The following is a 24,529-nucleotide window of genomic DNA, read 5'->3' on the forward strand; positions in this document are numbered from 1 at the left end:
TTGATATTATTGATGTCATTTTATTGATATTTTCAGCAACATAATGGAATTTGTAGCGGTTAACGACGTGATTTATTTGGAGAGGGGCATGACTGTACAATACCCGAATTTACCAGTTTGGTTCTTTAAAGATCATCATCCTTATAGCCAGGAAACAGTTGATTCGCATTGTACGGTTGGAGAGGTTCGGAGGCGGCGTTCGGGCACGGATCCACTGCGAAACGAGGCCAAAAAACTAATTGGCTTCGTTTTCGAATATTTGAAAATTCCGTATGATGCTGGAGTTTTAGGCAAGTATGTGGCTCATGTCATCAAAGAGCCCGGGGAGCAAGAATTTATCATTCCTGCCGGTGAATATATCGTTACAGATATTAAGTTCAAGGATATGCAACGCAAAGTGTTCTGCCAAACGTTTGACCCTCATTTGAAAAAGCCGGTTATCAAAGTCTATTTCTATCAGAACTCAAACAATTATGCAACCAATAATAAAGTGAAGGTGGTACACAGGATACTGTGATGTCAAAGGTTGTTTGATTTTTACTCACAATTCCAACCTCGTTTTTCTTGTTCCTAAGGTGATAATTCGTAGAATTTAAGTTTTAAAGCAGTTTACTTATCTATCATGAAAAAAATATTTTAAATTGGTGGTCAGTATATTACCTCCAATAAAAACAAAAATTCAAACATCTATGTCAAAATTCTACAACTTACTTCTCGTCACTCTATTTCTTTTAAATTGTGGTAGCGCAATGGCCGCCTGTCCAACGAATGGCGCCTACTTCATGCATCAATCTGATGTAGACAATTATGCAGCAAACGGTGGATGCAGCGTAATTACCGGAGATTTATGGATTGTTGATGCCGGTGAAGGGCCAGGCAATCAGATTTATAATTTGAATGGACTCGCAATGATAACGGAAGTTCAGGGTTACGTATACATAATTGGGTCTAGCCTAACGACCCTTGCAGGTTTAGGTAACTTGACAAGAATTGCAGCGGTTATGACGATCCAAAACAATTCAAAGCTCACAAGCTTGTATGGGCTTAATGGTTTAAAAGAACTAGGCTATCTTGCATTATATGACAACCCTCTACTTAACGATTTAGTCGCATTGACCGGCTTGTCGACAACCGAAGGGATTCACATTAGGAACAACGCATCTCTCGCCGCATTGACCGGACTCGAGGGCATCACTGCGGTAAACGTTGTAGGCGTGAGCATTGAGGATAACAACCTCTTGGAAAGTTTAGATGGTCTGCGCAATTTGGTAACAACACCCATCCTGTGGATAGATAATAATAGAGCTTTGTCAAGCATGAATACTTTGTCAAAAATAAATCCAGCAACCTTGCAGCAGGTCTACATTCACGATAATCCAGAATTGCTGACTTGCTCGATAGATCCCATTTGTACATACATAAGAAATCGGCCCACTGCTGGGGGTTCCCTTGACATTGATAATAATGGGGCTGGCTGCGAAAGTAATGAACAGTTGGAGGAAATTTGCAGCGATCCTTTACCAGTGACGCTTGCACAGTTTGTGGCCAAAAAGGAGGCACAAAGAGTCATGTTATCTTGGACAACAACCTACGAAAGCAATAGCAGAGCGTTTATCATCCAGCATAGTGTTAATGGGAGGTCTTGGAACAATATTGGCACAATCAAGGCAACGGCGGAGTCAAATATGTCTGTTGACTACAATTTTGCTCACGACCTGCCCTCTCACATAAACTATTATCGCCTCAAGATGGAAGACCATGATAACACTTTTGCATATAGCTCAATAAAGCAGCTTAATTTCTCAGACCTTCAAAATCTTGCAGACGTTTATCCAAATCCTGCGTCAGAGTATGTAAGTATTTCAACTGCTCTTATTGGACGCATTAAGCAAGTCATTATCTACGATAATCAAGGGTCGAAAGTATTAGATTCTGCTTCGCAGATATCACCATTAATTAGCATTAAACATTTGAGACCCGGCATTTACTCAATCAAGATTATCGATAAAGACAATTCTGAAAAAACTCAAAAGCTAGCTGTCGCTAGATAAAACAAGGTATTTTCGTTGGTGGTCGTTGAATCACCTGTTATTCGTTTAAGTGGTACACCTTAATGGAAAGTACCACTTAAACGATTTTCTCTTTAAAGGTTAATACTTCCATTCCCATCTGCTCTGCGATAGCCTTCTCGATCTTGGCGCCTTTGCTGGTCCTCCAACATGAAAGCATCAGGATCGCCTCGCAGTCGAACAGCATCTCAATATCCCTGACCATGTGCTCTTTCCACGATGCGGTTTCAGGTAATCCGTTTTTCATCGGATTGACAGGATCCATTCCAGAGCACATCAGGATTTTTTCAGCTTCTGCGAACTTTTCACGTGCCTGCTCAATCGGCACGCCGGTGATCTTGCCAGATATGTAGATCTTTTTCATCTGGGTATTTCTATGATGGTTTCGCTTTCGATTGATCCGTGCAGATTATGCAGAGGGCAAACCAGCACGCCGTCTTGCTCAGCCATCAGCGTTCCCAGGTGCGGGCACTTTCTGCCTTTGCAGGATTTGCCGATCATGCTATCATGCCATGTCCAATATTTCAAAGCGTGATCAGGTGGACGGATTCCCGTTGTCAACCGCTTGCACCTCATACGCCTGACGACAACCTCAATGAACTCGGTTTCGAAGTATTTTCCGACGATAACTATTCCGTTGGTTTTGCCGTTTTGATCAACTGTGTATTTGTACCCAGACCCCAAATTGGCAAACCGGCCGTCAATATGATAATGCTCATGTTCGACAGAAAATTGAGGATCTTTGTGCTTTTCTCCGATAATTGGGATAAACAATACTTCATCCCAATCCATTTTGAGTTTTGCGCAGCGAACGTTGTAATATTTGCCAACGACGAGGTGATCGGTTTCATTGAATGGTTTCACTATGTCCTAGTTTAGAAAAAACACGATGGGTGTAACTGGATTGAAAAGGCTTCCGTGCTGATCCACCACAGGTGTGAGCGTTAGCCATGCATGCTGAACAATCTTAGGATGTTGCGCTTTGAGGGCATACCATTGCAGGGTATTCTCGAACATGTATTTATAAAAGCATGTGTCGTGCGAAATAGGGCTCCACTTGATAGGATGGATCTTTCCTTGACTTTCTTGATTTTTCATGGAGTTGACGAATAGGAGTAAATGGGGGTGGTTAGCCCCCAGGTGATTGTTAATGATTAGTGATCTTCTTCCTGCTCTTGCAGATCTTCTTCTTCGGTTTGGCCGCGCTCGGCAAGCACTTCTGACAATGGCCGGAGGTTTGCCGGGATTTCCTGCTCAGCTTCTTCATCGCTGGTATGCGGGAAAACGTCAAGGATTGGCGTGAGGATCATGTCCGTCATTTCGTACGGAATCAGGAAGGTGCGCATTTCAAAGTTCACGCGGTCGATGGCTTGCTGAATTCCATCAGCATTGACCAGCATGAAATTGACGATCTTCTTTTCCTTGCCGCTCTTTTCGTCCACAGAGAAGTAAATCACCTTCGCTTTGAACCACTGCTCGCCTTCCTCGTAAGTGAATAGATCGGCGAGCCGCATCCGGGCAATGCTGTCAACATTAAATTCACTTGCGCCGGTCACAATTTGCTTGTAACATTTTGCTTCTGCTTCCGTGAAAGAGACCGAATCGATCAGGTAGGCCTCATTGATTGTTTGCAGTGAGCCCGCTTCGTCTTCTTTCTGAAAACGGATCTTGCAGAGATACCAGGATGCCATAGATTGCTAATTAAAGTTTGAAATTGAACTGTTTAAGGATTCGCTCGCCGACTACGATCGGACCAATAATCGCAACGGTTAAGACAAGTGCGGCAAACAGGATGATGGCGAAAAGGACTTTTAATGTGAGATACATGTCATGCTGCGTTTTGAAGTTGATGTGTATTCGATCCAATGGCCTCGGTCCAGGCTCTTACCACGTGAGGAACCACGCTATTGCCGATAAACTTCTTTTGATCCGACTGGTTGCCAGCTAAAATGTAATTTGCAGGGAAACCTTGAATTCTTAGGAGTTCAGGCACTTTGAGCATTCTCATCCTGATATCGGCAATTCCATACATGGCCATGAACACCTTTATCCTAATCATGACCTCTGAATCATCATCATATACCGGGATATTATACTCCGGATCTACCTTGAATTGTATCAGGTAAAGCGGCGCCTTATCTTGGCGAGCGATGATCACCGCGCATGGAACGTCAACTGACATGGTGTGACCTCCGTGCGATGGGTTAAGGATTATCGGATCGCAACTGATCAGCCGATGTTTGTCTGTCGGCATGATCGTTCCGGCTGGGCTTTCGATAGATGATACATTGCCGGTCCCGCTGTAAGTTTTATCAAACCACTGTGTTTGGATCTTGGCGATGGTGTCTCTCGTGCCCAGTGTTCGTGCAGGCTCATCCACGGATCCAAGTTCGCCGCCATTGGAATAATATTGAACTAGAAAAGGAATCGGCGTAAGTAGGTACGGGTGTCTCCTGCTGGAAACCAACGTCGGACCTGGCTCATCGATTGATTTTCCAACGTTGTTAAAGTTGGTGTTCATTACGAAAGGCGTGCATTGAACTAGCTCCTGATTGCCTCCTGTCGCTGTTAAAGTCCTGGCCGGTGAATCAACCGAAATAACTCTTCCTGCTGGATCACCTGAATTGCGCTGCGCGATAAACGGTTGCAATTGAACAAGTGACTGCGTGTCTGCACAGCAGATCGTACCGGCTGGCCCGGATGTTGGAATGACCTTTCCGGATGGTTTGCCGCTGTAATATTTAGCCAGAAATGACGTATTTATCAATCCCAGCCTGTTCTGACATGCTATTGTCGGGCAAGGTTCGTCCACTGATGGCGGCGAGTGTTTCCCTTCTGCGCTTGTCGAGTTGTATTTCAGGATGAAAGCATCCTTTCCACCGGCAACGAATTTTACCAGGCCCGCATAAATCCTTTCGAGGGATGGATCAACCAGCGGTTTTTTTCTGTTGAAAATGCTTTGACCTTCATCGTCGAAGTCGAGTACATCCTTTACGGCTTTCCACTTTTTCAAATCGCCAAACATGCTACCTTTTGAAGGCTTTTTCGCATGGCTCGGCTGTGGCCAGATGATCGGCAATTCGGGTTTTGCAAATATTCCGAAAAGCCTGTTCCTGCTGGTATAGGCTCCGAAGTCAGCACTATTGAGCTCCTTCCATTCGTCACGATATCCGAAACTGCAAAGGTGTTGCTTCCAGCGAATCCAATCCTGACCATTCTTTTTTGAGATCGGCTTCCCGTTGGCCATTGGCCCCCAACTCATGAACTCAACCACATTCTCAATCTGAATGTAATCAGGATCCAGTGCGGCAACGTAACGATCGAGATGCTCTGCCAGCGTGCGAGAATCCGCATCGCGTGCCTGGCCTCCCTTTGCTTTACTAAAATTGGTGCATTCGAGACTTGCCCACAAAATGACTTTTGCGTCCGGATAGAATGCCCGGTATATGTTCACGAGCCTTACCAGGTTTCTCATGTGTTCAGTCATGAACAGGAAGCCGCCAGCTACATGGCCGTAAAGCTTTGTGATGTCTTCCAGAAAATGATATACTTCCGGGTGGTTGCTCCAATGCGAGTCAATGGCAAGCGGGTCGTGATTGACGCAAGCGACAACATAGGCCATCTTCTTTCCGTTGAACATCGCCATGTCAAATCCGGTCGTCGTTCCACCTGCACCACAAAAAAGGTCAATGACAATAAATTTCGGATCCATATTTTAGTAAATTGAAGAGAAGAAGTAACCCGCAAGGCGGGGCTCGAATTGGTATGTCGGGCGGCACGTTGCTAAACCCTTTTTCTAAATCTGATCTTTAATTTCTATGGTAGTGCTCGTCAATTATTTGTGTGACGAGTGCGTAAGTGTCGGCGGCGAAGTTTGCTCGTAGCATCCATTCAAGGAAATCAATGTGGTTTTTTGCCGAGTTGCCGCGGTGCTTTCCAAAATTCAGAATCAGCTCGCCTTTATCATCGTAGACAAACTTTCCAGACAGGTCCGCGACCTTGTTTCCGTAATTGGTGTACAGGGCGAGTTCTTCGATGGTCTGGGGGAATCCTTCAAGATTCTCGTATCGGGCGAGCTGAGCGAGCAGTACATCAAGCGTAGCTTCTATATCCGCTTGTGCGCTGTGCGCGTCTTCCAAATCCTTTCCCAGGTAGAATTTCACCGCAGCGGAAAGTGTTCTCGGTTCTTGGATTTTGAACAGGTTACCGGCATCGATCATCAAGAATTTGCTATGATCCCAGAAGTGTCCGGCCCGGTTAAATTCGTTGAACAAAAGCGGAACATCGAAGCTGTTACTGTTAAATCCGGCTATGTCGCAACCTTCAAGCAGTTCGAGCAGTCCTTTTGCGATTTTCTTAAATGTCGGTTCGTTGGCGACATCTGCATCACTGATACCATGCACGGCCGTTGCTCCTTCCGGGATGGGAATAGTCGGGTTTACCTTGCGGCAAAGCGTTTTGTACTGACCTGATGGCATGTATTTGCAAACTGCTATTTCAACGATCCGGTCGTTTTGCCGGTCAACGCCGGTGGTTTCCAAGTCAATAAAAGCGATTGGTCTGGTAAGTTGAATTTTCATTCTTATTCGATGATTTGCGGTATAACTTCTCGGCGGCTCCACTCTGGAAGCATCATGTTAATGATCCCGTGGTTGTCTTCTTCTGCGTAGGAGTCGAAGCCTGGCCAGTTGTTACGGAGCATTGCTTCCCTCACATTTCGAAGCGCGGTACGGAACCTGTATTTCCCGTTGGCAATATCTTCCGGGCTGTAATAAAAAACGACTGGCAGGTATGGCAAAACGGTTTGCAGCATGATGCAGAACACGCCTTTCACTTTGCGGCCGGTGATCTTCTCATAGCCTTCGGCATACATTCCCTCTGAGAGGTAGTACATGTATTTTGCCGCGTCGTACTGCATTTTGCCGATGTTGTCGGCGTGCGTGGTCTTGAAAGAAATGATCGCGTTGCAGCCGATGTTTTCTTCAATCTGGAAAGCATCCGGACGGATTTTGCAAGGTAGCTCGGTTTCTTCGTCAGTCCAGTACATGGAAACTTCCGGAACGGATCCTTTCAGCAGCTCAGGAATAATGCCGCCGCCATAGGTATAATAGTGGCGCTTAATCAGCTGAACGATTTGGTAGCTTTTCGGATCGATTGCGATTTTACCGCACCGTTTTTTCAGCTCAGCCAGGTACATACGTGATCCGTCCCTCTTGTCAATGCTTAGGCCATTGCCCAGCACTTCTATGTAGGCATCCCCGGGAATTTCAGGGTTGATCTTTTCGGCTTCATTTTCCCAAAATTCAATGAGCTTTGCAATTCCTTCTTTACTTGCCTGATTGCCACCAGCCGGTTCTAATGCCAGCAGATCAAACTTTTCAGGTTCCAGAAATGCGGTATGGCAGAATGTGCCCAGCTCGAAATGAGTCTTGTCCGGCTTGATCTGGCTTTCTTCCGTGCAAACACGATAATGAAGTGGTGATTTGAGCGCCTCTTTCAGGCTTCCAGACGAACAGGCCTTTGTTCTGAGATAGATGTCCATGTCTTCTTCAAGTACGCGCCCTGATCTGCTCATTTGAGCGAGCAGCGTCCGAACGTCAATAACATCCTTTCGCTTTTTGATGAATTCGATCACTTCTTCAACCGGTGCGAATTCTTCCACATCGTAAAAGGTCGGGTTCAATTCCGGTCCTTCGTCAGCGTCAGCCAGTAAACTAAAATCCAAATTCATAGAATTTCAGGTTGTGGCAGGGCTTTTAAACCCTGCCAAGTGAATTAATCGATGTTGAGAATTAGCGGCTTAATTGACCAGCTGTCTGACTTGAACGCGTTACTACGGTTCTTTTTCTTGCCGACATAGGTCACCTTCAAAGCGGTTCCCCGTTGCACGTTTTGTGCGAGTAATGCACCGACAAGCCTTTTTGATCCGTTGCGAACAGACTTAATTTCAAGGTTCTTATCCTGTTCAAGGAAGTATGCGCATTCCAGATCAATCAGAACCGGATTGTCATCCTGTGTTAGCACTTGCGAGACATCGATCCGGTCAAAGAATACGTACTTTGATTCGCCCGGATTTTCTGGTGTCCAGTAATCGGACATCAGGTCGAGCGGCATTTCGACCGCTTTGGAAAGGTCTGGCAGATCAACAACGGATCTTGTCAGATCAAAGATTTGGCCCATCGGGCGAGATACTGCTACTTCGGTTGTTTCGGCAGTTTTTACGACTGTGCTCATTGAAATAAAATTTATGATTTAGAGATTGGATTCTTGAGTGCGGTTATGCTTATACGTTGATCAGATGCATGGCGGTTTGGATCACACTCATGATCGTCGTCTGGCCAAAAACCGCAGTTACAATAAGGATCACCACACATGCAGCTGCCACGATCAAGATGAACTGGAAGAGCCAGTACAGGTACACGATCATGATCCAATGGTTGTTCGGTTCTTTCATCGCTCACGTGTTTGAGCATTCTTGACGGTGTAAATGAAAAGCGCGGCAAACAGTACAATTCCCAGCGTAATCAGGTCGGTCCAGTTCAGGTGATCGATGACAGACTCCACGAGGGAATCTGCCATTGATGCTAGACAAAGCAGCAGCATGAGGATAATCGCGGTGCGCATTATTCAGACTTGGTTAATGGGCTTGCTTTGATTAGTAACTCAACGCCTGTTTTGAAGTCAGCCTGCGCATTCTTACCATCTTCCGTGGTGAACGTGAAGCTGTCAAGGATCACCTTGATCTGATTTGTCATATCGGTGAACTTCTCCAAATCCGGACGACGCGCTTTCTTACGGGCGTCCTTTTCCTTGGCAAGGCGATCTGCTTCGGCTTTGGCTTCTGCATCCTGCTTTGCTTTCAATTCAGCGGCGACACGCGCCTGTTCCGCAGCTTCCACACGGGCAGCCTCAATCTCTGCCAGCCTTTTTTCTTCCGCTTCCTTGGCGTCGGCTTCTGCTTTCAGGCGGCGGGCCTCAGCATCCTTTTCGTCCTGCTCACGCTTTAAAGCCGCTTCGTGCTCTGCTTTTTCGTCGTCCAGCCTTTTGCGTTCGGCTGCGATCTCATCTTGCTGACGTTTCAATTCTGCGGCAGCTGCTTCCTGTTCAAGGCGTTGCGCTTCAAGGCGATCAGCATCTTCTTTTGCCAGTCTTTCAGTTTCGAGACGTGCTTCCAAAATGCTTTGATACTCCGCTTCGAGCTTTTCAATCTCGGTCTGAAATTTATCGTCTGGCAGGCTTTCAAGATCAGCGTGATCAATCTTCACTTCACCAAGCGAGTAAGACAAACCGTTGAAAGTCACACCCTGGAATGAAGTGACAACTTGCGCACGGTTCTGAATTTTCTCTTTACGAACGCGCTCAGCTTCTTCTTTAATCCGTTGCTTTTCGTCAATGATAGCATCTTCCATTTCCTGCAAAGGAGTTTCAATTTCGATCAGCTCGCTGGTGATTTCTTTCGCTGCTTCGTTAACTTGGCGTTGCCATTTCAAAGCATCTTCATTCAGGGTCTTGCGCTCTTTCTCAACCTGCACCCGAACGGCTTTGACCTCTTTACGGGCGGTGGACACTTTAAGCAGGCCGTGCCGGTCATTGACATCTTTGATTTTTAGGCCTGAAAATGCTTTACGCATGCGGGCAATTTCAGTTTTCACTTTGGTGATCGGCGCGAGCTTGTCGTCAGTTTTGGGCAAATCGAGTACTTCTACGGACATGACGTATAATGGTTGGAGTTGAAAGGATGAAATGGAAAGGGGTGCCGGTCTTTCCCGGCTGTCTTTATCTCGGCATTACGCCGGTGGTGTGGTAAATTGACATTAACACGGTGGATCTGATAGCCAGGTGTTTGCTTTTACCTTCCTGAGTGTCGAATGAGTAGGCGTTCACAAGATCCCACATCGCTTTTGATAGCTCTTCTAATCTCTGTTCTTCTGATACTGCTGGTAATTCGAGAGTTTCCATGATGATTGAGATTAGCAGGTTAGAGAATCAAATGCACGTCCTTGGATCACTGAGGCGTGTTCGTAATTGTCACGTGCCCAACGCTCGTAGTTTTCGAAGTCGTCGATGTTTTCAGCAAGCTGAGCGTCAAAGCGCTCTCTAAGTGATTCAACTGTGTCGTTGAATTGAACTGCAATGCTAAGTTTGATCGTCATGTATTCCGTCTCAACTTCAACGGTGATCAGGTTGCCGCGAACGATGCTATCCTTTTCGTAAGGAAGAACCAAGCTTTCGTAAAGCTCTTGGGTGAAGTCTGCAAGGCTCAATGCTTGCAAGTCTGATTTGATTAACTTTGTCATAGTTTTTATAATTAGCACATCCGGTGTGGCTTTGCCTGCCGGGTGTCTTTTTGGTTTAGCGTAAGTCTTTTTGCGTTTGACTTGTACAAAGATAAATATAAATAGATTAAAGTCAAGCAAAATAGACTAATAATTTATGAAAAAAGACTTAAAGTTTATTGTAGTATACTTTGCTGTCTGATAATCAAAATGTTACCGCAAATACTATTTTGATATTATTTGAGGTTTTAGTAAGATTACTCCCAGTTACTATAAACCTCCGTCGATCATTGATGATAAAAACTCTACTACTACTTTCGATTGCTCTGATATTTTGCCTCAATTGCCTAGCGCAAAAAAAGGACCGAAGGGAAGGTGTCTATTCAGTATACTTGCATTCGGTGGATGGTCCAGAGGATCACAATGTTGATACTGTGACCTCAGTTTATGAAGACCCGCTTATCAAAATCGATTGGGATTATGCTTATTCACAAATAGGGTTTGAGTTGACAAATAAGTCAGATCAGACAATTAAGATAATTTGGGATGATGCAGCGTACATCTCGATGTCCAACGAGTCTGGTCGTATTTTTCATAAAGGCGTTAAGATGATTGATAGGGAAAACTCCCAGCCGCCTACTTCCATTTATAAGAATACTACATTGTCAGATTTAATTGCCCCTACATCTTACACGAGATATGTGTCGGGTCAATATGGCGGATGGAAGGCAGAGCCTTTAGTACCGGTTAAGCAGGGAATAATGTCAACCAAAGTCGAATACATTCCCGATCTTATTGGTCAAACAATGAGAGTTGTGCTTCCAATCAAAATTGAGGATAAGGTGCTTGAATATATTTTCAGTTTCAAAACCATTTTCATGGAAACTAAAAACAAGAAACGTGGAGATGACCTGTATGATTAGAAATTACTGAGATTACAACAACCTGAAAGCGGACTTCGGGCTGGAAGATTGAATGTGAATTAACTGAACTAGGTTGACTGGACAAATTATAAAAACAGTTAAATCAGACTATGAGAATGATAACAGCAGAGGTTAAAGATCTAGTACTTCGCTATCTCGTCGAGAATTTTGAGGTGGGCGATCAGCGTGTCATAACTGAAAGCCATTTAATACACGGGATTACCGGAGGGCAGTTACTAGGTATCATTGAACAATTTGGCCGAATGAAACTAGTCGAATGTGACTCACAGGCGACATTGGCAGCTAGTTTTCTGCTAGTTTCTTTAAATGTCGATGCTCACGATTTCATTCAACATGGCGGCTTTTATGGTCGATATGAGCTTTTTCAAAAAAATGTCGAAAAGCTACTTTGGGAGGTTGAGAAATTAGAGCGAGTTGATGGCCCGCAGCAGCAGCAAGTTGGTGATATTCGAAAAAAAATCGGGGAGTACTTAGGTATAATAGCAAGCGTTGGGTCGATCGGTGATTCGGCGGCAGGAATGATGAATTCTTAGCAACAAGCTGAACGCGGACTTCGGGCTGAAAGATTGAAAATTTTAACGAAACAATTTAATAAATGGAAATTGGAGATTTAGTGCAGCTAAAATCAGGGGCAGGCCCATGGATGGTTGTTAGTGGAATAAGAAAAAACGAAGAATACACAGATGTTCTTTGTGAGTGGTTTGCTGCGGGCAAATATTATAGCCAACGGATTGAAACTTATTTGCTGGCGAAATTAGTGGGCGAACCGAAAGAGCCATTCGTAATATCAGAGGGAGATGTAGTTCAAATTAAGACAGAAGTAGGTCCAAAGATGGTTGTAGTTAGCACCCGCGATGCCGATAAAGGGATTTTTTGTATGTGGTGGGATGAAGATTCTAAAGCATTCAAAAAGGAATCGCATAGGTTGCAAATATTAACTAAGATAAAATTATAATAAAACTCAGAAATAGATATTCATTTAAACATTATAACAAATGCTAGTTGAATACGAAGGACAGGGCGAAATTATCAATCTTGAAAACCCTTGATCAATATCATCTGACCAAAATGTCTAACACCGAACCAATACCATCAAAGGAACTACCTAGAATTATAGTGGTAACGTTACGCGGACTGCTTCGAAGCGATTTTACATGGAATACTGTATTGATAATAACATTTATTCTCTATGGTTTCCGCACAAGAATTGCCGCCCTGTATTCCATGAATGAAATCGAGTTAGGTACGTTCACTACGATACTAATTGGTTCGGGGATAAGCGCTTTGGGCTTGTCTATCTATTCATTCCTTACAGGGAATTCGATCCTGTCAAAGACGTTTGAAAAAGAAGAAAACGACAAACTGATCAATGAGAAATTGAACGAGCTTATCAGACTTACTCGTGACCGAACCAATATCCCTGATAATGCACCGAGCAAAATATTTTCGGACGCCGAAAAATCAGAATTACTTAGCCAGATAAAGGATGAATTAAAGCATATTATTTCCTCGGTTCAGGTTACATCAGACCCTGTTTCATTTCAAGATTTTATATCTAACAAAAGCGTACAACTGATCGATATCGAGCAAGACATAGTCAACTCAAAGGATCGAATGATTCAACAGATAAGAAAGTTGGAACAAAAAGCGAGTGTAAATTTAGCTATTGGATGTGCAACATCGGTCGGGGCAATGTTTATACTTTATTCAACGTATGCTGATAGAACAGAGACTTTCACTACAATCTATGAAGCCATCAGGTACTACTCACCCAGATTGTCGACGGTAATTTTTGTAGAATTGTTTTCATTTTTCTTTCTGAGATTACACAGGGCAACGATACATGACATAAAATATTTCCAGAACGAGATCACAAATCTAGAACTGAAGTATTTGTCTCTGAAAACATCAATGTTCTACAATGATAAAAAGCTGGTGCATGAAGTATTAAAAAGCCTTCATACTGATGAACGGAATTTTGTACTAAAAAAGGGCGAGTCGACTGTCGGTTTAGAAAGCTTAAAAATGGGAGATCAATCGGACCGAAGTTTCTTAGAAGGTATACGGTGGGTTTTAGATAATAGCCAACATTCAGTTAAATCCAGATTGAGATCGACGAACAGTAGGCCCAAAACTAGCATGAGCGAGTAAAGAAACATCCCATCAGGTAGTTTACCATTTGATGTGCCTTGCCGCCAATAACCGATCAACGATCCGATACAATATCCACAAGCATAAAGTGGCCTTAAAAATTCTGTTTCATGAACGACCTTAGGTTCCTATATTGGCAATGATTGAAAATCAAAACTATCTATTACAATGGTACATAACTTCATTTAGTAGTCGAAAAAGTAAAGTTCTAGATGGTATCCTGGCTATAACGCCGCGTAAGGGTTCAGTTTCAGCATCTTCAATATCGAGTATGATTGAAGATCTAAAATTTTCGGAGTCGCTTGCGCATTGTGAATATTTAAGAGATCGAGGATTTGTCAAATTGCTTGATGTCAGTGACAGGGACGGATCTGATTATATTGTTAGTCGGACACCTGGTGGCGATGTTTTTTTTCAGGATGGAGGATGTCGAAAGGAATCTGCCCATGAGGCCATCAAGGGGGCATTTGGGATAGCTAAAGTACTATTAGCATTAATTTCAGGAATAATTCTGATATACATACCTTGGCAGGCACTCCAATATCAGAGAAAACAAGATCAGCGCGAAGAAGCGAGACGAGATTTCGAAAATAGGCTCGAAGGTCGCGATTCAACAATTGATGTACTGAATGTCCAGATAGATCAGTTGAAAGATTCCTTAGCTTATCTAAAAATACAACGACTAATTGTAGATGCTAAGACTCAAACTAATGCAACAAAACGTATTGAATGAACAAGCGTACCGCTAAAAAACTGCTGTTCGAGCAAAAAGAGAAACTGGATGAAATAAAAAATCATGATGATCAATGGATCATTCAAACGGGCTCGCTTATTGAAAGAATTTTTGGAAAGAGCTCCAATGAATATTTCTATTTTTATCAGTTTTCATTTGCTTTGCAGTATGTTCCGCTAGAAGAAAAGAGCAATCGCCAACTCCGTTATAATGACAATGTATCGGACATGAAGCAGTTCCTTTTAAATTGCGGTAGAACAATCGAACTTGTAGCATTTGATGCAGAATCCAAGAAAAATATCATGAGCAATCTTGCCCCAATCCAGTTTTGGGGCACCATATTAAGCGTAGGGTTTGTTGTTTTTGGAGCTGGATTTTCAATAGGGAAATACATGTCTGATGTTCAAAATGTTGCATTGAATCAGCAAGTGAAAACTTTATCTGACAGTTTATCTGCGCGAACTCTTACCAAGATTATACCCGGCGGTGATTCCGCACAAAAATCCGAGGATCAGGACAAAAAGATTAATTAAGTTCGGATTCATTATCTAAAATGTAAAATGGTGTAAATCGCATCCCTGACATCATCATTCATCCGGTGGGATAATCCGGATTCCTTTTCCACGTATCGACGGCCGTGATCAGTCCAATATCCTTCCATAGTTTTGAATATTCCCTTTTTTAGTGGCGAGAACTCATGCACGATGAAACCAGCCTTTCGAATGATCTTTGCAATCAGCTTACCGGTTGCATGGTTTTCTCCAACGTTTCGGGCTTTGGCCTGAGCTGTGGCATAATTGCCGCCGCGTAGATTGCTCTTTTTGATCTTCCATCCGGCTTCAATGTAAACCGTGGTCTCGGCTGGATCCAACTCCTTCAAGGCGTCGAGAATATTCTCAATGCTGACAGATTTTGCCATTGTCCAGGTCCGTGTTGGATAATGCCATGCTGCAACGCCTGATGCATTCAGGTCCGGGTCGATGGCCACAACATTTGGTGTATGGCAGTTTGGGCGCGGGATGAATTTCATATTAACAGACTGATTGTGCTCGGATCGGTGTAAATTTACTTTATCCTTCCGCGAAGGTGTAGCCGGCGTAATGCGCTGTACATGTAAGAACGTTCCGCATCTTCATTCGGCTCGAAGCCGCCTTTCCATCCGAATCCCTCTGGTGTATTCGTGTATGGATTATGAACGCAGCGGGCTTTCCCTTTTTCATCCACATAGATCAGCCCCCATTGTACTGGTAGGTCTGAGACTTTCAATAGGTTGGTAGGGCAGCAATAGAACCGGTATCGTCCGATTCCTCTCTCTGGAAACATACGGAATGGTTTCTTGCGATCTGCAAAGAAATCTGACCGGGATACTTTGCATTCGATCATAATGCTATGCTTCCAGGATCCGAATCCAATGACGTCAGCGCATTCAGTTTGAAGCGTTTTAAGCTCTTTAAAGGCGAAACCGCAGCTCTTTTTCAAAACCCAGTTGTAAGCTGAATCGACCAAATCTCTGTGTGTCAATGTGCTCATCTTCTTCTCGACTTTGCGGTGGATGGATATTCAATGACATTGCACATTTCCTTTAATCGATCAGCGGCTCGCTCGCCGTAAAAGGATTTAAGCGCGTCCATGTCCAGGTTGGATGTGAAGTGCGTGAAATGGCGCGGTAATTCCTTATGCCGGATCCTGATGATCTCGCCCATCACATTACGAATGTTTCCCATGTGGTTGCCGAGGGATTCAGAACCTAAATCGTCAAAGAATCTCCCTAAATGAATTTGACCAAAGCATTTTTCTGTGCTCTTGTTCACCGGACTTCCGCAGTACTTATCGAAAACAGCCTCGCCGATTTCTTTGGTTGTAAACTCATCAACAATATCCTGACAATCATGCTGGGAGTATGACAGACGCGGGTTTTCATTGCAAATCTTCATCAGCTCCGTCTTGCCGCATCCAATCGGCCCGATGATCAACAAGCCTTTCGAGAATGAAAAGTCCGGGCTAAGCTTCAAGAAATCCATGTCGCCGGTGAAATACATGCAGATCGTGTTCACCACGCCTTTGTTTTCTTCGTCAATACTGAACGGATCCGGCCATGATTTGTCCAATGAGCGGGATTGGCCGATTTTCAGCACTATGTCGCGGAACTTGAATTTGTCCATGTCTGGGAATACAGGACCTTGATTGACCTTTTTGGCGTAGGCGGCATTGTACTCCTTTTGCGCTTTTTCCTGCCTTGCTTTGGCAATGGCCATAGCGACCGCAACTTCGCGCACTGCAAATTCTTCTTCTTCTGTGAGCTCAGGCATCACATAATCGCTAGAATTCCACGTGCGCAACGTTACCAGCTCCGACTCGCTTAGATGGTTCAGCGATGGACGTAGGGCGGAGCGTGCTGCCGCCTCGTTGGTTTGATTTTCCATTGGAAGTGCTTTTGTTAAATTTAAGATCGTTCTCATGCCACGTTACCAACCTGCCGGGCAAGTGCCACGTGCCCTTTTTTGATTTGAGCTCTTTGTACCACTTGGGGATATTCTTTTTGTCGGGAGTGGACCAGTAGCGGATAAACTTCTTGTACATCTCCATCGGGTATTCGTCCGGATGTTCAGCATTGAATTGCTTGCAGGATTCGCGCAGCACTTCACAAGTGGCAATGCCGTCTTTGAAAGTCAGTAGGTATGGATTTTGTTTTTCCCCAGACCCCTTTTCTTTTTCTTCAGTTAATAATTCTTTATTTAATAATTCTTCTTTAGTATGTATATATAGGTCGCTTGATGGCTCTGCCGGTAAAGTTTCTTTACCGTCTTGGTAAAGTTTCTTTACCGCTTCTTGATTTAATGCAATGTTTTCCGGCTGTTGTTGGTAAAGATTCTTTACCGCTGGAATATCTGCCGGTAAAGTTTCTTTACCACTATCCTTTTGTAAGTGGTCAACTTTCTTTACCGTCTGATCGCCTGCCGGTAAAGATTCTTTATCAGAGCAATTCGACAACGGTAAAGTTTCTTTATCGACGGAGTTCGAAGCCGGTAAAGTTTCTTTACCACTCGATGTGTTGAATTCCAATGCTTCGGTAAAGTTTCTTGACCAATTTCCGGTGCATTTCAACTTGCCGGTGTCGTTTGTGACGTAGCCTATCCGGTCAAGTTTCTTTACCAGGTCGATGATTGCCTGCTTAGAAACTCCCAAATTTTCAGCCAGCTGATTGCGGGACATGGTACAGTACTCGCTCAATTTAGTCTGATCTTGCACCAAGTAGCACAAGTAGAACTCGTTCCATGTAAGTCCTAGGGAAATACGGATATTATTGAGTTCAATCATTATAGTGTGTTAAAAAAGGGTTAATGCTGCCTGTTTAAGGTCTGCCGACCGCACGTGTTTAATGCTGTCTTGCCAGTATTCAGTTTTCAATTCGCATCCATCGCCATATCTGCCCATCTTCACGGCCTGATAGACAGTTGAGCCAATGCCATTGAAAGGATCTGCAACCACGTCGCCGGGATTGGAATAGCGTTCTATGCATCGCTCAATGATGTCGAGCTGCAAAGGGCAAATGTGTTTCACCAGATTGCGGCGGGCCTGCGTGCTGTTCAGGGTGTTTACCCGGCTGATATCATCCCAAATCTCAGTGCTCAGTGCCTGGGGAGGTACGGCCATAAATGTGCGAGGTAGCATTCTAACCTGATCAAGCTTTTCACAGATTTCGATGTGTTTGTGATAATCGTACCGCTCGGTAGTGTCAATGGCTTTCCATGCCTTCAATACGTCCGACAAATCAAGCTTTTTGAGGTATTCCGGATCGATTAGCCGCTCGCCGCTGGTTTTCCAGTGGGCATGCGCATCAAGTTGCCAGCGGGCTAAGGTGTACTGCTCTTTCGAGTGCTGCACAGGTTCATCGGCATAGGCGTTCTCTGATCCGGTTGGCGGCTTGCGGAAGATCAAGACATATTCAGGAAGGCCAGCGCCCATCTTCGTCATATCCTTGCATGCTTCGGACCAGGATAGCCGGTAAGTTGAATTGTTCTCCTGAACAACATCAGTGTCGATGGTGATCCGTGAAAGTAGGTGAAATCCGTGCCTTCGGAAACATTGCGTCGTGTCGTCGCTGAAAGGATCTATGCTTGTAAAGCCGGTTCCGTTCATGTAGCTGTAACGGATCCTGTCTTTCACGTGGATGGCTGCAATGCGTCCGGGTTTAAGCGTCCGGTAAAGATGCGGCACAAGGAAGTCCATCTGCTTAAAGAACTCCTCATTGCTTTCGTTATGCCCAAAGCAGTTGTAATTCTCGCTGTATTCATAATGATTGCCGAATGGAATGCTGGTAACGATGAGGCCTATACTGCAGTCCGCTTTGTTGGCATATTCATCGACTGAATCGTTGTTGACCTGAATCCAGTTTTCACCGCGCATCTCTCTGCGGCCGGTGAACATCTCCCGTTTTAGCTGATACTGGTAGAGGTCACTGTTCAAACCGAATTCCTGAATGATCGAGGTCATTTCTGATTGCAGGTGAACGTGATCATGCCACTTCTCTTCCAGTGTGTTCAAGATTTCAAGCTCTGCATCAGTAAAGATCAGGTGAAGCTCGACTTGATGCTTTTGCATAAAGCGCAGGATCCTGTGCACTGCCTGGATAAAGTCATTGAAGCGGTAATCGATGCCGACAAAGATTGCTTTGTGGCAATGATATTGGAAGTTGCACCCGGATCCTGCGATCTCAGGTTTCGTTGACAGATATTTGAATTCGCCTTCTGAGAATCCAGTCAAGTATTTCTCTTTCTCGTCTAGGCTCTGCGATCCATAAACCGACTTACAATCCTCACCAAGTGCTTTCTGTATTTCCTGCCTCTCAGATTCCAGGTGGTGCCACGTGATAAAGTGATCATCAGGATTCTGATCTATTATCTCTTTCATCTTTGCCACTCGGTAGGGCATGCTGTTTCGCTTTTCCCGCGCAGCATCCGGCAAGCTTTTCGAAGAATCGGGAATGAAGGTTGCTTGCTTTGTCTTTTTATCCACCTTCACTTCACGTTCAAAAGTGACCATGTGCCGGTGAATAACCAGCGGGGGAAGTTCATAGCCTGTGTCATCATAGCCAAGATCAGACGGCTTGGTAATGAACACTGCCCAGCTCGACATCCAAAACCAGAATTCTTTTTCGCGGTTTTTGTAAAGTGTGAGGTTACCGGCCGTTGTTGAATCCCTTTGAAAGAATCGGGTAAGTGCCTGGCCGCGATCCATAATGCCGAGGTATTCCGCATAATTGATCAATTCCAGATATCGATTCGGTGACGGCGTAGCTGTGTGAACGAAGCGGTAGGGGACATTGCCAAACGTATCGAGTATGGCGTTTGTCGTGTCTGTTTCTAGGTTACGCAAGCAAGATGCTTCATCAAACGTGACAGATACGAAAAGACTGGCATCAATATCACCTTTTCTTATCCGCTCGTAGTTTGTGATGTAAAAGTGGTGACCTTCCTCGATCTGATCCGTGCGGGTGATATATTTCAGCTTTGGCATGCCGAGCTTCTTGCGATCCTTTTCAAATTCCTGCTTTACACCCAGAGGACAAACGAATAGCGTGTTTCCACCTTTATATGATTGGATCAATCGCTGTGTTTCCAGCTGCATGATCGTCTTGCCCAGGCCGAAGTTTGCGAAGATTGCACGAGTTCCGCCTTTAATGGACCACTGGACAATATCACGCTGATGCGGTTTTAAAATTGGATGGAGGTCTTCCGGATGAATGTCAAAACCCGTCTTTGGGGCAATACGGATCTTGGCTTCCAAAAAGTTTTGGTAGTTCATTACTATGTAGTTTTTAGAATTAGCAGGGGAAGTGCTTATACAATAGCGGCAAGCTTATCCTCGCGCTCTCTTATAATTGAAATCAACACTCGTTTAATGACGTCTTCGTGCTCGCCGCCATTTCGTTGTATAGCATTATAGACAGCGTATTTCGTCAATTCAAAACCATACTCACCAGCTCGTTCAACCACTAATTCCGCATAATTACTCTTTGTGGTCAGCTTCTTGCGAAGATCTCGAATGCTCATCTGATCCAAATACTCTGTGTGCCGAATAGTTACATTCTCCATCTATTTTGGTTAATTTTAGTGGATTTTAATTTATTTTAATCAATTATTGTCTATAATTGCATTAGAAGGTAAATCAAAGATACAGCAAATTTACTTAAAGTCAAGCAAAATAGACTAAAAATGGAAAATGAATCAATTTTAAAAGATCGAATGCGAGCTTTGATGGATCACTATGGTATAGGGGTCAAGGAATTGGTTGAGAAAATCGGTGGAAGTAGAGCGACATACTTCAATATCTTAAATGGTTCTTCTCAGCCCGACTTTAAAACAACAGTGGCTATCCTGAACGGATTTCCGGAGATGTCTGCAGAGTGGTGGACTCGTGGAGACGGCCCGATGCTAAAAACATCGATTTTATCGAAAGAAGAGGCTGACAGTATTATCGCAGAAAACAAAGCAATCAAAGCTCTGTACCGTGCAGAGCTTATGGGAAAGTCTAAGGGTGCGATCCTTTGCCCAGATGTAGACAGAGAAACACGTAAACACCAATTTAAAGATGCAATGAAGTCTTTAAGAGGGAAACGTACTTCCAAGTCTATATCGGTTCGTATCCCAGGAGTGAAAGCGCCTACTTTAAGCGACTTGTTCGAAGAGTAAGCGATTGCTCCGAAAGGGCTTCAATTTGAATGAAAAGGCTGCATAAAAGACTACCATATCTTAAAAATGCGCCAATCCAGTGAGTGAAAAGGGTAGGTTCGACTCCCCGCATCTCCACTGATTGAAAAATCAAATCTTACAAAAACCCGCAAAATCAATTTGCGGGTTTTTTGTTATCCGCAGATTTTGCAGCAAAACCCGAGGGAGGAATTAGGGGTTGAGAAAAATACGGGAAAGTAAGTATTTGAAAATAAGTTGATTAGAGATGGATTTCGACTCCCTCCATCTCCACTCCAACAAGTTTCAAAATCTGCATAGGCCCGTAAATCAAGATTTGCGGGCTTTCTGTTTTCCTGCTCGCTATCCAAATCTTTCAAAGTCTAACAATAGCAAAGGGACGAATTCGGGACTGAGTCCCATTATGATTGTTAGTCCCTTTTTGGTCCCTTGGATATACCTAATTGTTTGTCATTCAATAACATGTGCAGCAAATGAACATCTTGATTCAACAAAATGAGATATCTAATTTTAAAACAAAAAAAGATGGAATCAAGCATGACAATTCTGTTTTCGGTTAGGCAATCAAAGATCAATCGAAACAATCAACTGCCCGTTTACATGCGGGTAACAATTGGTGGAGCAAGGTTTGAAGTTGCAACAGGCAAATCTGTATCACCGGAAAGGTGGTCAGCAAGCTCAGGAAAAGCGAAGGGCGCAACAATAGAGGCTAAAGAAGTCAACGCATTTTTGGAAACCTTGGCAGGTAAAGCTTATGCTATTCAGCGGCAAATCATCAAGGAGGACCTATTGATGTGTATTGAAATTTTTAAGCGGAAGTGGCAGGGAGAAGATCAAAATATCATCGGGCTGTTGACCATATTTAAAGAACATAACGCCAAGGTTAAACAGTTGATCAATTTAGAATATGCGCACGCAACCTATATGCGATATCAGACCACGCTCAGGCACACCGAAGAGTTTATCACCTGGAACTACAAAACGAAGGACTTTGATGTCCGAAAACTCAATTTCAAATTTATATCGGATTTCGAGTTTTATTTAAAAGGTGTAAAAAAGGTTGGTCACAATGCTACAATGAAGTACTTGGCAAACCTAAAGAAGATAGTACTCATTTGCGTAAAAAATGACATCATAGCGAAAGACCCGTTTTTTGCCTTCAAATTTGCAAAGCACGAAGTAGATCGAATTGCATTGACGGAGCACGAATTACGCACAGTTGCGAATAAAGTGTTCGAGATCCCACGCTTAGAACAAGTAAGAGACATCTTTCTCTTCTGCTGCTACACCGGCCTTGCGTATGCCGATGTGGCAAAACTTAGCAAAATGGATATAATCGAAGGTCGTTCAGGTGAAATGTGGATAAATATAAAACGTCAAAAGACAGACTCTGCCTCACGAATTCCACTGTTACCACCAGCTTTGAAGTTGCTAAAAAAGTACGAGAGCCAATTGGAGCGTTTAGACAAGCATCTACTTCCGGTCCTTTCCAACCAGAAGATGAATGCTTATTTGAAAGAGATTGGAGATGTTTGTGGAATAGTTGAGCCAATTACTTTTCACCTAGCAAGACACACTTTTGCTACTACTGTTACGCTTTCAAATGGAGTTCCAATTGAAACGGTTTCAAGAATGCTCGGACATCGTAGCCTGAAAACGACCCAGCTGTACGCGAAAGTCCTGGACAAAAAAGTCAGTGATGATATGCAACGATTGTCAGAGATTATAGGTGCAAAATATTAGGTCACTTATATGATTGCATTGTTAGAAGTCTGACAAACAAACTCGGCAAAAAGGGCAGCTAAATAAGTGGCCCTATTACCTGAGGATTGTGAGAAGCCGCCAAAAGCTTACGGCATAATGGCGGCTTTTCTATTGTTTGAGGTACTACAAGTTTTACCAGCGAACTCAGTGGGGCACTAGTTTCGTTTCCTTTGGCTGTTAACGGCAACTATTAAACAGGCTTTTTCTGTTGCCAAGCATATATTTTTAAATGAGCATGAGGAATATAAATAGAATCATTTCCACCTTCTCACATGTAGTATCTATGGCTCACAACATCAATTTTCTTAAGAAAAGACAAGTACAGTCATTTCTGTTAAAGGAAAAAGCCAAACAAGGGCTTGCACAGGTGGTCGATCAGTACCATAGTAGCCGAGGGCAATCACCAACGCCGGATTAGATTACAAGCATGAAAACGCTAAACTTTTTGCTGGGGTGTTAATTGGACCTACTATCGATCAATGCAACAAGGCCGATTGCTGATTCGCAGCTCAAAAGCTAATAGAGATTGCTATGGCACTTAATAAGGAAGTGTTGTGGGATTTGGAGGGAAGAGTAAATGTGTTTTCAACGCAATATATAAATATTGTCGAGGATGTTCGTGTACCGTCAGCGGCTATTAGCCTCAACTAGTGGGGGGGTGTCTCCCTTTTCTTTTTTATCAGCAAAGCTGGTCGCCGTGGAAGTGAAGCTTCAATTAGCTTTTGATTCAACCAGCCAGATTTTACTTCCCAGCTTAGGATGGTATGATGGCAAGTATTTTATGTAGCCGAATATTTCGAGCTCTTTCAAGTGTTTATGATATGTCGACGGGCTTTTTGCTCGGGACATCTGCATGATCATCCGCCTAGTTACCTGAAAGGGACTTGATTTCCTGTTTTTATCCCAAAGCAGCACCAAGGCAAGGTAAGTCCCCACATGCCAGATCCTTACTCTTCGGTCAATAAGGATCCGGTTAAAGATTTTTGTTATTGATCTTTCCATCACTTTGTTCGTTTTGTATCAGCTAGCACCAGTGATTGGATTTCCTGGAATGCATAATAAAATGATCCTCCTATATTGCTATGTTTTAACCTTCCGTTTATTCTCAGATTCTGATGCGTACCGGATGAGATGTTCAGCATCCTCCTTTTGCATTAGCGCTTCGAAGCCATTTCTTCGGAGCCTTATTCGAGCTGGCAGGAAACCGCTTTAAATCTTCGAGCAGCTCCCGCCGTAAGACTTGTAAAACTTCCTTATTTATTACCTCAATATTTGTCTTTCAAAACTAATTGTCAGCCACTAAGTTTAAACGGAGAAATTACGGTCGCCTTGTTTTTCTTGAATGACAGTTGCTAACAGAAGACCCGAACTCACTGAGTTATAGGCCAAAGAAAGATTGCAGCACGGTAGCGACTACCACCAGAAAAATACAGCTTCCAAACCACGCAGCCGCGACTTTTCCAGTATCATTGTCCCCGGCATTCCATTTCTGGAAAACCTTCACTGCGCCCACCAGCCCGAGTACTGCGCCGATGGCATACTATAATACTCCCGAATATCTGGACAGCTACTTAAATTTTTAACTTAGTAGTTGACTATGAAAAAGGAACGCAGAAAATTCAGCGCAAGCTTCAAAGCAAAAGTGGCTATTGAGGCCATCAAGGAGGTCAGCACCGTACAGGACTTGGCATCCAAGTATGAGATTCATCCGACTCAGATCACAGCTTGGAAACGCGAGTTTCTTGAGAATGCCGAGTTGGTATTCAGCAAAGAGCAGCCTGCTGCTAGCGAAGCAGAAAACTCCAAGGAAAAGGATCTATACTCAAAGATCGGGGAACTTCAAGTACAAGTCGATTTCCTAAAAAAAGTCTTGGGGAAATGA

Annotated in this window: 32 protein-coding genes and 1 pseudogene; 11 read left to right on the forward strand and 22 right to left on the reverse strand. The window is 43.8% G+C overall.

The annotated features are described in order from the left end of the window. Positions 1 to 43: 43 nt before the first annotated feature. Entirely contained in the window at positions 44 to 517 is a 474-nt protein-coding gene (locus G395_RS0110845; RefSeq protein WP_026630069.1) for a hypothetical protein, read from the forward strand. Positions 518 to 689: 172 nt separating this feature from the next. Next, a complete protein-coding gene (locus G395_RS31100; protein ID WP_084439543.1) occupies positions 690 to 2,051 on the forward strand; it encodes a T9SS type A sorting domain-containing protein in 1,362 nt (453 codons plus the stop codon). A 76-nt stretch (positions 2,052 to 2,127) separates the two neighbouring features. Here the strand turns inward: G395_RS31100 and G395_RS0110855 are convergent, their stop codons facing one another. The 14 genes from G395_RS0110855 to G395_RS0110920 form a co-directional block, all read right to left on the reverse strand. Next, positions 2,128 to 2,433: a DUF4406 domain-containing protein gene (locus G395_RS0110855; protein ID WP_026630070.1), complete on the reverse strand. Its 306-nt coding sequence runs from the start codon at positions 2,431 to 2,433 to the stop codon at positions 2,128 to 2,130. After that, positions 2,430 to 2,933, reverse strand: coding sequence for a hypothetical protein (locus G395_RS29165; RefSeq protein ID WP_051350111.1), 504 nt, complete (start codon positions 2,931 to 2,933; stop codon positions 2,430 to 2,432). Before G395_RS29165 ends, G395_RS0110855 begins: the two co-directional genes overlap by 4 nt. Positions 2,934 to 2,939: 6 nt before the next feature. After that, the gene (locus G395_RS0110865) at positions 2,940 to 3,167 is read right to left on the reverse strand and encodes a hypothetical protein (protein WP_026630071.1); all 228 of its coding nucleotides are present in this window, start codon (positions 3,165 to 3,167) and stop codon (positions 2,940 to 2,942) included. A 56-nt stretch (positions 3,168 to 3,223) separates the two neighbouring features. Beyond that, positions 3,224 to 3,760, reverse strand: coding sequence for a DUF4494 domain-containing protein (locus G395_RS0110870; protein WP_026630072.1), 537 nt, complete (start codon positions 3,758 to 3,760; stop codon positions 3,224 to 3,226). Positions 3,761 to 3,770: 10 nt separating this feature from the next. Continuing rightward, positions 3,771 to 3,896 (reverse strand): hypothetical protein, encoded by a 126-nt coding sequence (locus G395_RS32895; protein WP_262485393.1) that lies wholly within the window; start codon positions 3,894 to 3,896, stop codon positions 3,771 to 3,773. A 1-nt stretch (position 3,897) separates the two neighbouring features. Further along, positions 3,898 to 5,781 carry a DNA cytosine methyltransferase gene (locus tag G395_RS0110880; RefSeq protein ID WP_026630073.1) on the reverse strand — a complete coding sequence of 628 codons (1,884 nt, stop codon included), beginning with the start codon at positions 5,779 to 5,781 and terminating at the stop codon, positions 3,898 to 3,900. Positions 5,782 to 5,878: 97 nt separating this feature from the next. Then, positions 5,879 to 6,649, reverse strand: a complete 771-nt coding sequence (locus G395_RS0110885; RefSeq protein ID WP_026630074.1) for a 3'-5' exonuclease — start codon at positions 6,647 to 6,649, stop codon at positions 5,879 to 5,881. 2 nt (positions 6,650 to 6,651) lie between these two features. Continuing rightward, positions 6,652 to 7,800, reverse strand: a complete 1,149-nt coding sequence (locus G395_RS0110890) for a PD-(D/E)XK nuclease-like domain-containing protein (RefSeq protein ID WP_026630075.1) — start codon at positions 7,798 to 7,800, stop codon at positions 6,652 to 6,654. A gap of 44 nt (positions 7,801 to 7,844) precedes the next feature. Further along, the gene (locus tag G395_RS0110895) at positions 7,845 to 8,303 is read right to left on the reverse strand and encodes a hypothetical protein (protein ID WP_026630076.1); all 459 of its coding nucleotides are present in this window, start codon (positions 8,301 to 8,303) and stop codon (positions 7,845 to 7,847) included. Positions 8,304 to 8,352: 49 nt separating this feature from the next. Next, on the reverse strand, positions 8,353 to 8,523 hold the full coding sequence (locus tag G395_RS32055) for a hypothetical protein (protein ID WP_157486661.1): 171 nt from the start codon (positions 8,521 to 8,523) through the stop codon (positions 8,353 to 8,355). After that, on the reverse strand, positions 8,520 to 8,648 hold the full coding sequence (locus G395_RS32900) for a hypothetical protein (RefSeq protein WP_262485394.1): 129 nt from the start codon (positions 8,646 to 8,648) through the stop codon (positions 8,520 to 8,522). The genes G395_RS32055 and G395_RS32900 overlap by 4 nt, the downstream gene beginning before the upstream one ends. A 44-nt stretch (positions 8,649 to 8,692) precedes the next feature. Next, on the reverse strand, positions 8,693 to 9,781 hold the full coding sequence (locus tag G395_RS31105) for a coiled-coil domain-containing protein (protein WP_051350112.1): 1,089 nt from the start codon (positions 9,779 to 9,781) through the stop codon (positions 8,693 to 8,695). A 64-nt stretch (positions 9,782 to 9,845) separates the two neighbouring features. Beyond that, entirely contained in the window at positions 9,846 to 10,028 is a 183-nt protein-coding gene (locus G395_RS0110915; RefSeq protein ID WP_026630077.1) for a hypothetical protein, read from the reverse strand. Positions 10,029 to 10,039: 11 nt separating this feature from the next. Further along, positions 10,040 to 10,366, reverse strand: coding sequence for a hypothetical protein (locus tag G395_RS0110920; RefSeq protein WP_157486663.1), 327 nt, complete (start codon positions 10,364 to 10,366; stop codon positions 10,040 to 10,042). A 272-nt stretch (positions 10,367 to 10,638) separates the two neighbouring features. On the opposite strand from G395_RS0110920, the gene G395_RS0110925 reads away from it, so the two are divergent. The 6 genes from G395_RS0110925 (at position 10,639) to G395_RS0110950 (ending at position 14,706) form a co-directional block, all read left to right on the forward strand. Beyond that, entirely contained in the window at positions 10,639 to 11,268 is a 630-nt protein-coding gene (locus G395_RS0110925; protein WP_026630079.1) for a hypothetical protein, read from the forward strand. Between the two features lie 116 nt (positions 11,269 to 11,384). Then, positions 11,385 to 11,822, forward strand: coding sequence for a hypothetical protein (locus G395_RS0110930; RefSeq protein WP_169720025.1), 438 nt, complete (start codon positions 11,385 to 11,387; stop codon positions 11,820 to 11,822). A 62-nt stretch (positions 11,823 to 11,884) separates the two neighbouring features. Further along, positions 11,885 to 12,244 carry a DUF2158 domain-containing protein gene (locus tag G395_RS0110935; RefSeq protein ID WP_026630081.1) on the forward strand — a complete coding sequence of 120 codons (360 nt, stop codon included), beginning with the start codon at positions 11,885 to 11,887 and terminating at the stop codon, positions 12,242 to 12,244. A 47-nt stretch (positions 12,245 to 12,291) separates the two neighbouring features. Then, on the forward strand, positions 12,292 to 13,440 hold the full coding sequence (locus G395_RS0110940) for a hypothetical protein (RefSeq protein ID WP_026630082.1): 1,149 nt from the start codon (positions 12,292 to 12,294) through the stop codon (positions 13,438 to 13,440). 271 nt (positions 13,441 to 13,711) lie between these two features. Then, on the forward strand, positions 13,712 to 14,173 hold the full coding sequence (locus tag G395_RS0110945) for a hypothetical protein (protein ID WP_211237765.1): 462 nt from the start codon (positions 13,712 to 13,714) through the stop codon (positions 14,171 to 14,173). Continuing rightward, complete coding sequence (locus G395_RS0110950) at positions 14,170 to 14,706, forward strand: hypothetical protein (protein ID WP_026630084.1); 537 nt, start codon at positions 14,170 to 14,172, stop codon at positions 14,704 to 14,706. The genes G395_RS0110945 and G395_RS0110950 overlap by 4 nt, the downstream gene beginning before the upstream one ends. Positions 14,707 to 14,717: 11 nt before the next feature. Here the strand turns inward: G395_RS0110950 and G395_RS31110 are convergent, their stop codons facing one another. The 6 genes from G395_RS31110 to G395_RS0110980 all read right to left on the reverse strand — a co-directional run bounded on the left by G395_RS31110 (position 14,718) and on the right by G395_RS0110980 (position 20,268). Then, entirely contained in the window at positions 14,718 to 15,203 is a 486-nt protein-coding gene (locus G395_RS31110; RefSeq protein ID WP_051350113.1) for a hypothetical protein, read from the reverse strand. Positions 15,204 to 15,238: 35 nt separating this feature from the next. Then, positions 15,239 to 15,703, reverse strand: coding sequence for a hypothetical protein (locus G395_RS29180; RefSeq protein WP_051350114.1), 465 nt, complete (start codon positions 15,701 to 15,703; stop codon positions 15,239 to 15,241). Then, positions 15,700 to 16,596 carry an ATP-binding protein gene (locus G395_RS0110965; protein ID WP_157486666.1) on the reverse strand — a complete coding sequence of 299 codons (897 nt, stop codon included), beginning with the start codon at positions 16,594 to 16,596 and terminating at the stop codon, positions 15,700 to 15,702. The genes G395_RS29180 and G395_RS0110965 overlap by 4 nt, the downstream gene beginning before the upstream one ends. Beyond that, the gene (locus G395_RS0110970; RefSeq protein ID WP_026630086.1) at positions 16,493 to 17,386 is read right to left on the reverse strand and encodes a hypothetical protein; all 894 of its coding nucleotides are present in this window, start codon (positions 17,384 to 17,386) and stop codon (positions 16,493 to 16,495) included. The genes G395_RS0110965 and G395_RS0110970 overlap by 104 nt, the downstream gene beginning before the upstream one ends. A gap of 114 nt (positions 17,387 to 17,500) precedes the next feature. Next, a complete protein-coding gene (locus tag G395_RS0110975) occupies positions 17,501 to 19,978 on the reverse strand; it encodes a DNA methyltransferase (protein WP_035360922.1) in 2,478 nt (825 codons plus the stop codon). A gap of 35 nt (positions 19,979 to 20,013) precedes the next feature. Next, entirely contained in the window at positions 20,014 to 20,268 is a 255-nt protein-coding gene (locus G395_RS0110980) for a hypothetical protein (RefSeq protein ID WP_026630088.1), read from the reverse strand. A 120-nt stretch (positions 20,269 to 20,388) separates the two neighbouring features. On the opposite strand from G395_RS0110980, the gene G395_RS0110985 reads away from it, so the two are divergent. Together G395_RS0110985 and G395_RS0110990 are read left to right on the forward strand one after the other, a co-directional pair. After that, the gene (locus tag G395_RS0110985; RefSeq protein ID WP_026630089.1) at positions 20,389 to 20,865 is read left to right on the forward strand and encodes a helix-turn-helix domain-containing protein; all 477 of its coding nucleotides are present in this window, start codon (positions 20,389 to 20,391) and stop codon (positions 20,863 to 20,865) included. 543 nt (positions 20,866 to 21,408) lie between these two features. After that, the gene (locus tag G395_RS0110990; RefSeq protein WP_026630090.1) at positions 21,409 to 22,626 is read left to right on the forward strand and encodes a site-specific integrase; all 1,218 of its coding nucleotides are present in this window, start codon (positions 21,409 to 21,411) and stop codon (positions 22,624 to 22,626) included. 732 nt (positions 22,627 to 23,358) lie between these two features. On the opposite strand, the gene G395_RS31655 is transcribed toward G395_RS0110990, so the two are convergent. Both G395_RS31655 and G395_RS31665 read right to left on the reverse strand, forming a co-directional pair. Then, the gene (locus tag G395_RS31655) at positions 23,359 to 23,649 is read right to left on the reverse strand and encodes a helix-turn-helix domain-containing protein (RefSeq protein WP_084439545.1); all 291 of its coding nucleotides are present in this window, start codon (positions 23,647 to 23,649) and stop codon (positions 23,359 to 23,361) included. A gap of 376 nt (positions 23,650 to 24,025) precedes the next feature. Then, positions 24,026 to 24,187, reverse strand: a pseudogene (locus G395_RS31665) (DUF4134 domain-containing protein); the annotation flags it as partial. A 57-nt stretch (positions 24,188 to 24,244) separates the two neighbouring features. Between G395_RS31665 and G395_RS0111000 the strand changes: the two are divergent. Continuing rightward, positions 24,245 to 24,529 carry a transposase gene (locus G395_RS0111000; protein WP_026629193.1) on the forward strand — a complete coding sequence of 95 codons (285 nt, stop codon included), beginning with the start codon at positions 24,245 to 24,247 and terminating at the stop codon, positions 24,527 to 24,529.

The sequence above is a fragment of the Dyadobacter alkalitolerans DSM 23607 genome (assembly GCF_000428845.1).
GTDB classification, from domain to species: domain Bacteria; phylum Bacteroidota; class Bacteroidia; order Cytophagales; family Spirosomataceae; genus Dyadobacter; species Dyadobacter alkalitolerans.